Below are 14,142 nucleotides of genomic sequence, written 5' to 3' on the forward strand. Positions count from 1 at the left end.
ACGCTACAGTGTGCCACCGACAGCGGCGCGGGCTGCTCCGTGCAGGCCCGGTGGTGCTGGGGCATAGATCACGACGTGCATGTCGGCAGCGTCTGAGGGGACGAGCCTGTGGTGCTCGAACACGAGCTCGCCATCGGTCGGATGCGTGAAGGTTCGAAGCCGCGAGGTGAACCGGCTCACAGTTTGCTCAGCCCACTGTTCGCGAAACTCCGGACTGAGTTCCGTGAGCGACTCGATGAGCGCGCGGTGGCGCTCTGAGCTCAACCTGACGCCAGACTCTGCTCTGAATTCCGCGAGGAAGCTCCTGCTGTCGCGCTCCCAGTTCGGAAGGAGCTCGCGGTTGCGCGGATCTGTGTAGATGATGCGCAGCAGGTTTCGCTCCGCTGCAGGCGTATCTACGATCGGTCCGTAGAGCCACTCGTAGCCAGCGTTCCAGCCGACGATTGTCCAATCGCTCGTAAGAATGAACGCTGGAAATTCGAAGGCTCTGATGAGGTTCAAGAGATGTGCCGGCGCCTCGTCGGGTGGAGCCGGCTGCTGCGCACGGCCAGGCGTGGCTAGGGCGTGCACGTACTCGGCCTCAGGCTCAGTGAGTTGAAGTACTCGCGCCACCGCATGTAACACCTGGTCGGATGCGTTGATGTCTCGCCCCTGCTCGAGCCAGGTGTACCAACTCACACTGATGCCTGACAGTGTGGCTACTTCCTCGCGGCTCAGTCCTGTCTCGCTGCGGCGGTTTCCCGGTGGCAGGCCGAGCGCAGCGCGTGATTGCGCGCGCCGTTTGCTGGCGAGGAACTCCCCGAGCTGTTGGCCGCGGGCGGTGCGAGGACGAATCATCAGATCATAGTACTCATAGTACTAGTACTTCTGCTCACTTCCCGTGCACACAGCCTCGTGGCCTACTGGAACAATGCCCACGTATCGCTCATTCACAGTCACCCATGGCCGCAACATGGCCGGCGCTCGCGCGTTGCTGCGTGCAGCCGGAGTCAACGGCGCCGATCTTGGCCGCAAGCCGATCATCGCCGTCGCGAACTCCTTCACAGAGTTCGTGCCGGGCCACACGCATCTTGCCCCGGTCGGGCGCATCGTCTCCGACGCGATCATTGAGGCTGGCGGTATCCCGCGCGAGTTCAACACGATTGCGGTCGACGACGGGATCGCGATGGGTCACGGAGGCATGCTGTACTCGCTGCCGTCCCGAGACCTCATCGCAGACTCGGTCGAGTACATGGTTGAGGCGCACTGCGCCGATGCGCTCATCTGCATCTCAAACTGCGACAAGATCACCCCGGGAATGCTGCTCGCAGCCTTGCGCCTCAACATTCCGACAGTGTTCGTGTCGGGTGGGCCGATGGAGTCCGGCCGGGCCGTGCTCGCGAACGGAATGGTGCGCACGCTTGACCTCGTCGACGCGATCTCAGACGCGGTCAACGACAGCATCTCGGACGAGGACATGCTGAAGATCGAGGAGTCCGCCTGCCCGACATGTGGATCATGCTCGGGCATGTTCACTGCGAACTCGATGAACTGTCTCACCGAGGCGATCGGGTTGTCGCTGCCTGGCAACGGTTCGACGCTCGCGACTCACACAGCGCGCAAGGCACTCTATGAGAATGCAGGCAGAACGATCGTGGACATCACGAGGCGCCACTACGATGACGACGACTACAGTGTGCTCCCCCGTAGCATCGCGACGCCCGAGGCGTTCGGCAATGCGATGGCCCTCGACATTGCGATGGGCGGCTCGACGAACACGATCCTCCACCTCCTTGCTGCGGCCCACGAGGCCGGGGTGGACTTCGGGCTCGACGAGATCGACGCCGTGTCGCGTCGGGTGCCCTGCCTCGCGAAGGTCGCGCCCAATGTTGCAAACGGGAAGACGTATTACATGGAGGACGTGCATCGGGCAGGCGGCATTCCGGCGCTCCTCGGCGAGCTGCGCCGCGGCGGTCTACTCGACGACACAGTGCACACAGTGCACTCGAAGAACCTTGGAGACTGGCTCGACGAGTGGGACGTACGCGGCGGAAAGGCGTCAGACGAGGCGTTTGAGCTGTGGCACGCCGCCCCTGGCGGGGTGCGCTCGTCGACAGCTTTCTCGCAGTCCGAGCGGTGGCGCGACCTCGACCTCGACCAGGAGAACGGCTGCATTCACTCTGTCGAACACGCGTACTCCAAGGACGGGGGCCTCGCCGTCCTCCGCGGCAACATCGCCGTGGACGGTGCGGTTGTGAAGACCGCGGGCGTCGACGAGTCGATCTGGACGTTCTCGGGCCCCGCGGTGGTCTGCGAGTCTCAGGACGAGGCTGTCGAGAAGATCCTCAACAAGCAGGTGAACGAGGGCGACGTCGTTGTGATCCGGTACGAGGGGCCGAAGGGCGGACCCGGCATGCAGGAGATGCTCTACCCGACATCGTTCCTGAAGGGTCGTGGACTCGGTAAGAAGTGCGCGCTGATCACTGACGGCCGCTTCTCGGGTGGCACGTCAGGTCTCTCGATTGGGCACATCTCCCCCGAGGCGGCGAGTGGTGGCATCATCGCCCTCGTTGAGGACGGCGATACGATCTCGATTGACATCCCGACGCGGGCGCTCACGCTTGACGTCCCGGAGGCCGAGCTTGAGCGCCGCCGAGCTGCACTCGAAGCAAGTGGCGGCTATCGTCCTAAGAATCGGGTCCGCCACGTCTCGGACGCGCTGCGAGCGTACGCAGCGTTCGCGCAGTCGGCCGACAAGGGCGCCGTGCGGGTCATCCCCGAGGCGTTCTAGGCGCGGCCGCCGGCACCCAAAACGCATTATCCCTCCGAGACCACGCCCTAACAACGGTTAGGAACGGGCGGTCTCGGAGGGATAATGCGTTTTCGAGGCAGGCTGCTCCCAAGGCTGGCTGGCAGGCTCGGGAGCAGCGGCGTGCTTAGGCGAACCAGAGGCCGAGCTCGCGCTCAGCCGAGAGAGTCGAATCCGAGCCGTGCACGAGATTCTGCTGAACTGCGAGGCCCCAGTCGCGACCGAGATCGCCGCGGATGGTGCCCGGGGCGGCGACGGTGGGGTCCGTCGCGCCAGCGATCGAGCGGAACCCCTCAATGACGCGCTCGCCCTCTGCGCGCACCGCAACGACGGGCCCGGAGCTCATGAACTCGATAAGCGGCTCGTAGAACGGCTTGCCCTCGTGCTCTTCGTAGTGTGCAGCAAGCAGCTCGCGGCTCGGTGTTAGCATACGCAGGCCACTGATGGTGTAGCCCTTCGCCTCGATGCGGCGCAGGATCTCGCCTGTCAGCCCGCGGGCGACTCCGTCAGGCTTGACGAGGATGAGTGTTTGCTCGGTGGACATGAAGCTCCTGTTCGAGTTGTGTGTTCTGCGATATTCAGTCTAGTGAGAGGTGAGCTGACGGGTCGCCCCGGTTACTCCCCCTGCTCAGCGCGTAGCGCCGCGTTTTGCGCGTCGATCTTCCCGCCGCGCACGATGCAGTAGACCCACAGCGCGGTGAAGATGCCCCCGACGAAGAGTGCAGCCGGCAGGATCACCGCCGTGGCGAGCATAAGGGCGTGCGTGACCCAGCCCAGACGGATGCCAACCTCTCCGAACCGGATCGTCGCAAGCGAGACGATACACAGGAGCGCGAGCACGCCCCCGATCACGAGGCCGAGCCACCGAGGATCAGTGATTCCGAGCCCGAAGATCGTCAACCCAATCAGCACAACGATGATGAGCTCGAACCCGAGCACGATCGAGGCAAGCGCCTTGCGCGTGGACCGTTCGCCGGTTGTTGCGCCGGAGATGCGCATCGCCGAATTATGGGCTGCTGCTTCTGACGGTGAGAGGACGAGCTCGTCGTCGTCGGATCCAGCGGCGGGTGTGTCGGGCGCGGAAGTCATGCGGTTCCCCATTTCTCTGTGCGTGAGTGGGTGAGAGCCTCGCCCGCCAGCAGCACGGAGCCGACGACGAGCACAGCGCGGGTGTTGGACTCCCCCGCCCAGCTGCGCGCGCGCTCGAGCGCGAGTGGGAGCGATGCGAGCTCCTCGACAGGAGTGTCTGGGATCGCCGACTCCGCGATCGAGGCGAGCTCGTCAACGGGGAGAGACCTCGGCGAGTCGACAGCGGTCACAAACACTTGGCTCGCGATCGGCGCGAGCGCTTGCAGCAGCCCATGCGCGTCCTTCTCCTCAAGCACACCCGTGACGATCGCGAGTTCGTCGAATGAGAATGACTCGGTGACGGCGCGCACGAGTGCCTCTGCGCCATGAGGATTGTGGGCTGCGTCGATGTAGACGATCGGATCAGTGCCGATAAGCTGCAGCCTGCCGGGCGATGTGAGCTGCCCGAAACCCTCGTCGAGGACCTCTTCAGGGATCGGCCGCTCGCCGCCGAAGAACGCCTCCACGGCCGCAATTGCCAGTGTGGCGTTCTCGGCTTGGTGCTGACCGTAGAGTGGGACGAATGCTGGGTCGTAGGCATGCCCAGTGATCCCGACGACGTCGACCTGACGACCCCCGACTGCAAGGCGATCCTCGACGAGCCTGAAATCCCGGCCCTGCGCATAGAGCCGAATGCCGAGGTTCGCTGCTGTGTCGGCGAGCTCGCCGAGCGCGTCGACGTCCTGCTCGGCAGACACCGCGGTGCTGCCCGGCTTCATGATGAGCGACTTTGTGTGCGCAATCGCCTGCGTGTCCGGCCCGAGGTGCTCGGTGTGGTCGAGACCGATCGGAGTGAAAACAGCGACCTGCGCGTCGGCGATGTTCGTCGCATCCCACTCGCCACCCATGCCGACCTCGATCACGGCAACTTCGACAGGCGCGTCTGCAAACGCGACAAATGCGAGCACCGCAAGTGCCTCGAAGAACGTAATACGCCCATGGCCCGCTTCGGCGAGCTCCGCATCGACGAGTTCGAGCGGCAGTCGAAGCTCGTCCCAGGCATCGGCGAGCGCAGCCTCGGCAATCGGCTGGCCATCGACCTGGAAACGCTCACTGAAGTCGACTAGGTGGGGGCTTGTGAATAGCCCGGTCCGGAGCCCGTGAGCTCGCAGCAGTGACTCGATCGCTCGGCTCGTTGACGTCTTGCCGTTCGTACCGGCGATCTGAATCACCGGATAGGAGAGCTGTGGCGAGCCAGCGAGCTCTGCGAGCCTGCGCACGGGCTCAATGCGTGGGCGGGGGTTCGCTTCGCCCACGCGCGTGAGTAGCTCTTCGTATACCCGAGCTGAAGTGCCGCTCATCGTGCGTTCTCCTCCCCTGGTGCGTCGAGCCCGGTGACGTCAATCGTGATTATGACCGGGGCTTTCTCGACGCCAAGTGCCTTCGCGCCCGTGACGAACACGCCACCGCCGGGAGACTGGATGTCGTCGACGATCGCGTCGATCCCGATCGCTTCCTGCACCGCGATGCCCTCGGCGAGCGTTTCCGCCGCGATGAGCGCCGCATGCGTCTGCAGCGCGGCCGCGTGCGCGGGTTCGGCGTTCAGCGCAAGCACGATGCGGTCGCTCACGTCGAGCCCAGCGGCCTTGCGCGCCTCCTGGATCGCTCGGATCGCGTCGCGCGCGATGCCCTCGGCCTCGAGCTCCGGCGTGGTCGTCGTCTCGAGGATCGCGAACCCGCCGCCCTGAATGAGCGTGATGGCCGGGCCGCCGTCATCGGCGCCCGAGCCCGCCTGCAGCGTGAGCTCGTACTCGTGCGGTTCGAGGGCGATGCCGCCGGCGACGACGACGCCGTTCTCCTCGCTCCAGTCACCCGCCTTCGCGCCCTTGATCGCGACCTGTACCTGCTTGCCGAGGCGGGGGCCCGCGGCGCGCGCGTTGACGGCAAGGGTCTGCACGATGCCGTTCTCGGCCACGCTCGACTCGGTCTCTTGCACAAGCCGCACCTGCTTGACGTTGAGCTCATCGCGAAGGATGTCGGCGAAGGGCTCGAGCGCGGCCGGTCGCGAGGTCACGACGGTGAGCTCTGCGAGCGGCAGACGGACGCGGAGCTTGTGCGCCTTGCGGAGGGCGAGTGCCTGCGACGTGATCTGGCGAACCTCGTCCATCGCCGCGACGAGCTCGTCGTCGACCGGGAACTCGGAGGCGTCGGGCCAGTCGGTGAGGTGCACCGAGCGCCCGCCGGTGAGGCCGCGCCAAACTTCTTCGGTGACGAGGGGGGCCATCGGCGCGGAGACGCGCGCGAGCGTCTCGAGCACGGTGAAGAGCGTGTCGAACGCCTGCATGTTTGCGGGCTTGCCGTTCGCGCCGGTAGTGCCCTCCCAGAACCTGTCGCGCGAGCGGCGCACGTACCAGTTGGTCAAGACCTCTGCGAACGCGCGGAGTGTCTCTGCCGCGGAGGTCGTGTCGAGCCCATCGAGATGCGCCTGCACCTCGCGGATGAGCGTGCCAGTCTTCGCGAGGATGTACCGGTCAAGCGGGTCGGTCGAGTCGACGCGGCGCTCTGCCTCGACGCCATCAGCGTTCGCGTACAGGCTGAAGAAGTACCAGCTGTTCCAGAGAGGCAGGATAAACTGGCGCACGCCCTCGCGGATGCCCTCCTCAGTCACGATGAGGTTGCCGCCGCGCACGACCGGCGAGGCCATGAGGAACCAGCGCATCGCGTCGGAGCCGTCGCGATCGAAGACCTCGTTCACGTCCGGGTAGTTCTGCAGGCTCTTCGACATCTTGTTGCCGTCAGAGCCGAGCACGATGCCGTGGCTGATGACGCTCTTGAACGCCGGGCGGTCGAAGAGGGCCGTCGCGAGCACGTGCTGGACGTAGAACCAGCCGCGGGTCTGACCGATGTACTCGACGATGAAGTCGGCGGGCTGGCTCTTCTCGAACCACTCAACGTTCTCGAACGGGTAGTGCGCCTGCGCGAACGGCATCGAGCCCGAATCGAACCAGACGTCGAGCACGTCCTCGATGCGGCGCATCGTCGACTTGCCGCTCGGGTCGTCCGGGTTCGGCCGGGTGAGCGAATCGATGTACGGGCGGTGCAGGTCGATCTCGCCTGCCTCGTTGCGCGGGAGCTCGCCGAAGTCGGCCTCGAGCTCTGCCACAGACCCGTAGACGTCTTCGCGCGGAAACTCGGGGTTGTCGCTCTTCCATACGGGGATCGGGCTGCCCCAGTACCGGTTGCGGCTGATCGACCAGTCGCGCGCGCCCTCAAGCCACTTGCCGAACTGGCCGTGCTTGACGTTCGCGGGGACCCACTCGATCTCCTCGTTCACCTCGAGCATGCGGTCCTTGATGTCCGTGACGCGCACGAACCAGCTCGAGACCGCGCGGTAGATCAGCGGGTTGCGGCAGCGCCAGCAGTGCGGGTACGAGTGCAGGTAGCTCTGCTCGCGCAGCAGGCGCCCCGAGGCCTTCAGCATGCGGATAAGCGGGCGGTTCGCGTCCATCCAGAGCTCGCCGGCAACGTCGGTGACAGCGCCGATGAATCGGCCGCCCTCGTCAAGGCTCACGATTGTCGGCATACCCGCGGCGGTAGTGAGGCGGTGGTCATCCTCGCCGTACGCTGGCGACTGGTGGACGATACCGGTACCGTCAGTGACTGTGACGTAGCCGTCAACGAGCACCCGCCAGTACTTTTCGGTGCCCCAGATCTCGGTGTCGGCGAAGTAGTCGAAGAGCGGTGCATACTCCACGTTGAGCAGATCGACACCCTGCAGCGTGCGCGTGACGGCGTCGCGAACCTCATCGGCCGACTCGTAGCCGAGGTCCGACGCGTAGTTCCCAGCGAGATCCTGCGCGACGAGGTAGCTCGCCTCGCCTGCGGCCGCGCCGTCCGAGCCACCGGCGGGACCGGCGGGCACGACGACGTAGGCGATGTCGGGGCCGACAGCGAGCGCGGCGTTCGTCGGCAGCGTCCACGGCGTCGTCGTCCAAGCGAGGGCGCGCACTCCCGTGAGGCCGAGCTCGGCAGCGCGGTCGCCACGGAACGGGAAGGTGACAGTCACCGAGGGATCCTGACGCTCCTGGTACACGTCGTCGTCCATCCGCAGCTCATGGTTCGAGAGCGGCGTCTCGTCGCGCCAGCAGTACGGCAGAATGCGCTGGCCTTCGTAGGCGAGGCCCTTGTCGTACAGCTGCTTGAACGCCCAGATGACGCTCTCCATGAAAGAGACGTTCAGCGTCTTGTAGTCGTTTTCGAAGTCGACCCAGCGCGCCTGGCGGGTGACGTACTCCTCCCACTCCTTGGTGTACTGGAGGACGGACTCGCGGGCCTTCGCGTTGAAGGCGGCGACGCCCATCTCCTCGATCTCGCTCTTCTCGGTGATGCCGAGCTGCTTCATCGCCTCAAGCTCGGCCGGCAGTCCGTGAGTGTCCCAGCCGAAGCGCCGCTCGACCTTCTTGCCGCGCATCGTCTGGAAGCGCGGGAAGACGTCCTTCGCGTAGCCCGTCAGGAGGTGCCCGTAGTGGGGCAGGCCGTTGGCGAACGGGGGGCCGTCGTTGAAGACCCACTCGTCGCAGCCTTCGCGCTGGGCAATCGAGGCGCGGAAGGTATCGTCCGCGTCCCAGTAGGAAAGCACGCGCTGCTCAACCTCGGGAAGTCGCGGAGATGGATTCACGCCGAACGAGGCGCCTGCGGCTGCGGTCTCGCCGGTCGTTTGCTTGGGATAGCTCATGGGTGGGTACCTTCTCGTCACGCGATTCTCACGCTGGGGCGAGTGTACGAATCGATTCGTATCCCGCGGTACCACCCGGCTTGCGCTCGTGGAGCGCCACTTCATTGAGCTGTAACGGGCCACCCGTCTGGTTCTACTGGGCCGCCCGTGGGTGGCTGTTCTTCCAGAGACTCCCCGGTGATTGCCGGTTCGCAGTCGATGCCTCCACTCTACCCGAGAATCCCCGCCTCTCGCGGCCTGGATATTGCCATGTGCGCGGACAGCGGAACAGTATGAACCTGATTTCCCCGCCTTTGGGTAACGAATGGGTAACAACCGTAAATTGAAGTTATGCCTGATCCCAGCAGTATTCGAGGAGTTATCTGTGAATCAGGTGTTAACGCTCGATGGTCGAACCGGGATAGCGTCGAAGGAGGGTTCTCGGTTCAACCGCCGCTTCACCGAAGCGGCATTTGGAGCGCCGAAAATCCGCGGAATCACCGCACAGGAGGAAAATGTCTCACCAAAATGTTGACGCGAAAGTCAACTCGGAGGTCGACGAAATCGCCATTTCGGTTGACCACGCATACAAAGTCTTTGGCCGGCGAGCAAAGGAGGCCGCAAAGCGGCTCCGTGCCGGCGCGAGCCGCGAGGACGTGAAGCCGTTTGGCACCGCGGCAGTAATTGACGCAAGCTTTGACGTTCGCGTCGGCGAGATCTTCGTCGTTATGGGGCTCTCGGGCTCCGGGAAATCGACACTCATTCGCCTGCTTAATGGGCTTGGCGACACAACAGACGGCTCGATCAGCGTTTTCGGTAGCGAGATCGTTGGCATGGGGGCCGCAGACCTGCGCAAGGTGCGGCGCGAGCAGATGTCGATGGTGTTCCAACACTTCGCGCTTTTCCCACACCGCACGGTGCTTGAGAACGCCGCCTACGGCCTCGAGATTCAGGGAGTGCCGGTTGACGAGCGCAGCGAGCGAGCGCGCGAGTGGCTCAGCCGCGTCGGACTTGACGGCTGGGCTGACGCGCTGCCGTCCGAGCTCTCAGGTGGCATGCAGCAGCGCGTTGGGCTCGCCCGCGCGTTCGCTGCTGGCACCCGGATCCTGCTCATGGACGAGGCGTTCTCTGCGCTGGACCCGCTCATTCGGCGGGAGATGCAGGAACTGCTCGTCGAGCTTCAGCAGGAACTTGGCATGACGATCGTGTTCATCACCCACGACCTCAATGAGGCGATGTTCCTTGGCGACAGGATCGCGGTGATGCGCGACGGGCGCATCGTGCAGCTTGGCACGCCCAACGACATCCTGACCGACCCCGCAAACGACTACGTGGCCCAGTTCGTTCAGGACGTCGACCGCGCGCGGGTTCTGACGGCCGGCGACGTCATGGAGCCGCCGCGCGCGGTGGTCCCGGCGTCGGCCGGGCCGCGCGCGGCCCTGAAGGCCATGCGCGACCTGCAGACGTCTGCTTGCTTCGTGACGTCTGCGGGCCGCAAACTCATCGGCGTTGTCCGCGACAAGGACATGCTCCGCCTCGTCCGAGACGGCGGCACCAACATCGGCGACGCGCTGAAGCCGACGCCGTCGATCGTCTCCCCCGACCAACTGATCGCCGAGCTCTTCGAGCTTGCAGTGGAGAGCCCGCTGCCAGTGGCTGTCGTCGACGATCAGGATCGCCTCATCGGCGTCGTCCCGCGTGTGACACTGCTCGCGTCACTCACGAGCCTGCCGACGATGACGACTGAGATTCCAGTCATCGAGCCCACCCCGGACGTGCCGCGGGCGATCATCACAGCGACACTCGAGGCGACTGACGAAGGTACGACAGCGCCCGAAGAGCTCGCCTCTGCCGAAGGGAGCGCACTGTGAACGACTTCTTCCGTATTCCGATCGGTAGTTGGGTCGCGGCCGCGTTTGACTGGATCAAGTCGAGCTTTGATGGCGCGCTCGACCTCATCTCCCTCGTGGTGAAGACGCTCGTGCAGGGCGTCGCAGACGGCCTTCTCGCTGTCCCCGCCCCCGCGCTCATCATCCTGCTCGCGCTGCTGGGGTGGATCATCCGCTCCTGGCAGTTCGGAGCCGGAACGCTCGTCACGCTCACACTGATCATCGGCATGTCGCAGTGGGAGAACGCGATGTTCACGCTCGCCCTGGTGGTGATCGCGACGCTCATTGCGGTGATCATCGGCGTGCCACTCGGTATCCTCGCCGCGAAATCCGACGGCTTTAGCGCGGTCATCCGGCCGATTCTCGACTTCATGCAGACCATGCCGTCGCTTGTATACCTCATCCCAGCCGTGACGTTCTTCGCGGTCGGGTTCGTCCCCGGTGTATTCGCGACCGTGCTGTTCGCGCTTCCGCCCGGGGTGAGATTCACCGAGCTTGGCATTCGTGGCGTCGATGCTGAGACAGTCGAAGCCGGCCATGCGTTCGGCTCAACGCCAGGCAAAATTCTGCGCGGTATTCAGCTGCCGCTCGCAATGCCGACGATCCTCGCCGGTATCAACCAGGTGATTATGCTTGCGCTCTCGATGGCCGTCATCGCCGGCATGGCAGGTGCGAATGGGCTTGGCAAGGAGGTCGTCTCGGCGCTCGCAACCCTGAACATCGCGAAGGGAGTCGAGGCGGGACTCGCTGTCGTGATCCTCGCCGTCTTCCTCGACAGGCTCACGGCTGCCCTCGGGACCCCGGGCGAGTACACCCGGTCCCTCCGCAGCTCCCTCACTCGCAGACGAAGCCTCAAGCACAGTGCGACGCGCACGGCGCAACGTGAGGCGGCTCCAGCCGCCTCACGAGTCGCCGCTCACTAAGACCTCACTGACCCACACCCCAACCCCGCACGTGTGTGCGGACGAAAGGAAACTATGAAGAAGCGTCACCTACTGACAACCATTGCACTCGCTGCAGCAGGGAGCATCGCGCTCGCCAGCTGCTCGAACGGCGCGGGAGATACCGAAGGTGGCACGGGGGATGGTGGCTCGAAGGGCACGATCACCCTGAGCTTCATGCCGGGTTGGACTGACGGCATGAGCACTGCTTACCTTCTTGAGGACCAGCTTGGCAAGCTCGGCTACACCGTGGAGATGGAAGAGCTCACCGACGCCGCGGTCATCTACGCAGGGCTTGCGAACGGCGACTTCGACATGTACCCGTCCGCTTGGTCGGAGGCGACCCACTCGCAGTACATGGATACCTACGGCGACAAGATTGAGGATCTCGGCTCCTACTACGAGGGAGCCTCTCTCACGATCGCCGTTCCTGAGTACATGGACGACATCAACTCGATCGAAGATCTCAAGGGCAAGGCCGACAGGTTCGGCGGTGAGATTATTGGCATCGAGCCGGGCGCCGGCCTCACCGCGCAGACACAGGACGTCATGATGCCCGAGTATGGGCTCGACAGCGAGTACGAACTTGTCACGTCCTCGACGGGCGCGATGCTTGCGACGCTCCAGTCAAAGATCGACGCCGAGGAAGATGTTGTCGTGACCCTCTGGCGCCCATTCTGGGCGAACGCGGCGTTCCCCGTGAAGGATCTCGCCGACCCTAAGGGCGCGATGGGGGGTACCGAGGGACTGCACTTCCTCGGCAAGCTCGGCTTTGCCGAGGAGTTCCCGGAAGCGGCCGACTATATCGAAGGCATCAAGCTCGACGACGACGCGTACGGCGCGCTCGAGAGTCTGATCACCGGTGACGAGTTCAAGGGCGACCCCGAGGGCGCCGTCCAGGAGTGGCTGAAGGACAACGCTGACGCCTACCCAGGCATCATCGCTTAGCGCGAGGCGTCGCATGACGGCGGGCTGCGTCAAACCGAAAGGTTCGACGCAGCCCGCCGTCATGCTTATTCGAGCTAGAGCAGCTCGGCGCGGAGCTGCGCAGGCGACTTCGGTGAGAGGAGGCCAGGCGCGATATCAAATGGTGTGAACGCGCCGGTCGCCCCGGTCGCGGCGAGTCGAGCGGCCGCACGGGCATATGCAACGAGCACGCTCGACGTGAACTCGGGGTTTGAATCGAGCGCGAGGCGGTACTCGACCGTCTGGTTGACGCCCTGCGACGTCTCCCCAGAGCGGATCACGAATCCGCCGTGAGGCATGCCGGCGTGGTCTCGGGCGAGCTCATCGGCGGTGATGAAGTGCACCGTCGTATCGTAGGGCTCAAAGTAGTCGGGCATCGTGACGATCGTCTCTCGGATCGACTCTGCGTCTGCGCCGTCCTCCAGCACAACGAAGCATTCGCGGTCGTGCTGCTCGCGCGTTGTCAGCTCGGGGTTCTCCCCCGCCCTCACCCGCTCGATCGCGCTCTCAGATGGCAGCGTGTACTGCACGGCTCCCGCAACACCTGGAATGCGGCGGAGCGCATCAGAGTGCCCTTGGCTGAGGCCGCGGCCCCAGAACGTGTACGTCTTGCCCTGGGGCAGGATCGCCTCTCCGAACAGGCGGTTGAGCGAGAACAAGCCCGGATCCCAGCCCGTGGAGATCACCGCGACTGTGCCGGCGTTCGAAGCTGCGGCATCCACTGCCGCGAAGTGCTCGGGCACCTTCGCGTGCGTGTCGAAGCTGTCGACGACGGTGAACGACGAAGCGAGCTCAGGGGTCTGCTCAGGGAGATCGCTCTTTGAGCCACCGCAGAGGATGAGCACGTCGATCTTGTCTGCGAAGTCCGCGAGTGAATCGATCGCGAATACCTGGGTGCTTGCGCCAACTGTTTTCACTGTGACGGGATCGCGACGGCTGAAGACTCCGACAAGATCAAGGTCGGGGTTCAGGCCGATTGAGGTCTCTACGCCGCGGCCAAGGTTGCCGTAGCCAACAATGCCGACGCGAATGCGCTCTGTCATAGTCTCTTCCTCCTGCCGCGGGAGATGGATACCGCGACCTCATTATCGTAGAGGGCTGCAGCCGCTCTCTGGAGCAGTGTTACAACGATGACGACTATCGCGCTACAGGCGGAAGGACTATCGGGGCTGGCCCACCAAGGCCCTGAACGAACCTTTCGAGAAAGCCGCCGACTATGCGCAGCTCCTCACCAGTCATGTCGACCTTCGCATCGTGAATCAGGCGAACACCCACGTCAACGAGCCGTTCATACGCGTCTCGCCCCTGGTCCGTCAGCGTGATGTACACCGATCGGCGATCTTGCTCGGTTACCGTACTCTCGATGAGTTGCGCGTTTCGCAGTCGCGTCAACGACTTTGACAGGGTCGGGCGTGTGACGCCGAGCATCTCCGCGACGTCTGCAGGGCGCAACTCGGTTGTACGGGCGCCAAGAATGTAAATCACCCGAATTTCACTATCTTCTATGTCCAGGCCGACACGCTCGGCTACCTGGCCGTCTGAGGGCACTGCGCCCCACTGGCGGGCAACCGTCGCGAGTGCGCCCAGCATCTGCCGTTCGATCTCTCGCATGCACACAGTCTATATAGGTTGCGCACAACACAACTACTTTCTTGTGCAGGACGACGATAGACTTGGGCGAAACCCCTTCAGGCACCAGAGTCGATCAGAGATCAGCTCGCTTACGCGGTGCCGTCCACATCGAACCCGACACGCGCGCTTACGTCGCGCGATCTG

11 protein-coding genes are annotated in these 14,142 nt (G+C 64.4%); 4 read left to right on the plus strand and 7 right to left on the minus strand.

Annotated elements, in window-relative coordinates; genetic code table 11:
• Positions 1 to 3: 3 nt before the first annotated feature.
• Positions 4 to 837 (minus strand): helix-turn-helix transcriptional regulator, encoded by an 834-nt coding sequence (locus tag ACF07D_RS07140; RefSeq protein ID WP_119283786.1) that lies wholly within the window; start codon positions 835 to 837, stop codon positions 4 to 6.
• Positions 838 to 910: 73 nt separating this feature from the next.
• Between ACF07D_RS07140 and ilvD the strand changes: the two genes are divergently transcribed.
• Positions 911 to 2,770, plus strand: a complete 1,860-nt coding sequence (ilvD, locus tag ACF07D_RS07145) for a dihydroxy-acid dehydratase (RefSeq protein ID WP_119283787.1) — start codon at positions 911 to 913, stop codon at positions 2,768 to 2,770.
• A 145-nt stretch (positions 2,771 to 2,915) separates the two neighbouring features.
• Here ilvD and ndk read toward each other — a convergent pair whose 3' ends face one another.
• The 4 genes from ndk to ileS form a co-directional block, all read right to left on the minus strand.
• Positions 2,916 to 3,332: a nucleoside-diphosphate kinase gene (gene ndk, locus ACF07D_RS07150; protein ID WP_119283788.1), complete on the minus strand. Its 417-nt coding sequence runs from the start codon at positions 3,330 to 3,332 to the stop codon at positions 2,916 to 2,918.
• A 71-nt stretch (positions 3,333 to 3,403) separates the two neighbouring features.
• On the minus strand, positions 3,404 to 3,877 hold the full coding sequence (locus ACF07D_RS07155) for a DUF4233 domain-containing protein (RefSeq protein ID WP_255809691.1): 474 nt from the start codon (positions 3,875 to 3,877) through the stop codon (positions 3,404 to 3,406).
• The gene (locus ACF07D_RS07160; RefSeq protein WP_391504420.1) at positions 3,874 to 5,217 is read right to left on the minus strand and encodes a bifunctional folylpolyglutamate synthase/dihydrofolate synthase; all 1,344 of its coding nucleotides are present in this window, start codon (positions 5,215 to 5,217) and stop codon (positions 3,874 to 3,876) included. The genes ACF07D_RS07155 and ACF07D_RS07160 overlap by 4 nt, the downstream gene beginning before the upstream one ends.
• Positions 5,214 to 8,591 carry an isoleucine--tRNA ligase gene (gene ileS, locus ACF07D_RS07165; protein ID WP_391504421.1) on the minus strand — a complete coding sequence of 1,126 codons (3,378 nt, stop codon included), beginning with the start codon at positions 8,589 to 8,591 and terminating at the stop codon, positions 5,214 to 5,216. The genes ACF07D_RS07160 and ileS overlap by 4 nt, the downstream gene beginning before the upstream one ends.
• Positions 8,592 to 9,085: 494 nt before the next feature.
• On the opposite strand from ileS, the gene ACF07D_RS07170 reads away from it, so the two are divergent.
• Genes ACF07D_RS07170 through ACF07D_RS07180 form a run of 3 tightly spaced genes read left to right on the plus strand, consistent with a single transcriptional unit; the run spans position 9,086 to position 12,348 of the window.
• Positions 9,086 to 10,441 (plus strand): glycine betaine/L-proline ABC transporter ATP-binding protein, encoded by a 1,356-nt coding sequence (locus ACF07D_RS07170; RefSeq protein WP_119283792.1) that lies wholly within the window; start codon positions 9,086 to 9,088, stop codon positions 10,439 to 10,441.
• Positions 10,438 to 11,382, plus strand: coding sequence for an ABC transporter permease (locus ACF07D_RS07175; protein WP_391504422.1), 945 nt, complete (start codon positions 10,438 to 10,440; stop codon positions 11,380 to 11,382). Before ACF07D_RS07170 ends, ACF07D_RS07175 begins: the two co-directional genes overlap by 4 nt.
• A gap of 54 nt (positions 11,383 to 11,436) precedes the next feature.
• Complete coding sequence (locus tag ACF07D_RS07180; protein ID WP_391504423.1) at positions 11,437 to 12,348, plus strand: glycine betaine ABC transporter substrate-binding protein; 912 nt, start codon at positions 11,437 to 11,439, stop codon at positions 12,346 to 12,348.
• A gap of 74 nt (positions 12,349 to 12,422) precedes the next feature.
• Here ACF07D_RS07180 and ACF07D_RS07185 read toward each other — a convergent pair whose 3' ends face one another.
• Both ACF07D_RS07185 and ACF07D_RS07190 read right to left on the minus strand, forming a co-directional pair.
• Positions 12,423 to 13,409: a diaminopimelate dehydrogenase gene (locus ACF07D_RS07185; RefSeq protein WP_391504424.1), complete on the minus strand. Its 987-nt coding sequence runs from the start codon at positions 13,407 to 13,409 to the stop codon at positions 12,423 to 12,425.
• Between the two features lie 94 nt (positions 13,410 to 13,503).
• The gene (locus ACF07D_RS07190) at positions 13,504 to 13,977 is read right to left on the minus strand and encodes a MarR family winged helix-turn-helix transcriptional regulator (RefSeq protein ID WP_119283795.1); all 474 of its coding nucleotides are present in this window, start codon (positions 13,975 to 13,977) and stop codon (positions 13,504 to 13,506) included.
• Positions 13,978 to 14,142 lie beyond the last annotated feature (165 nt).

The organism is Leucobacter sp. NPDC015123, from assembly GCF_043080205.1.
Lineage (GTDB): Bacteria > Actinomycetota > Actinomycetes > Actinomycetales > Microbacteriaceae > Leucobacter > Leucobacter aridicollis_A.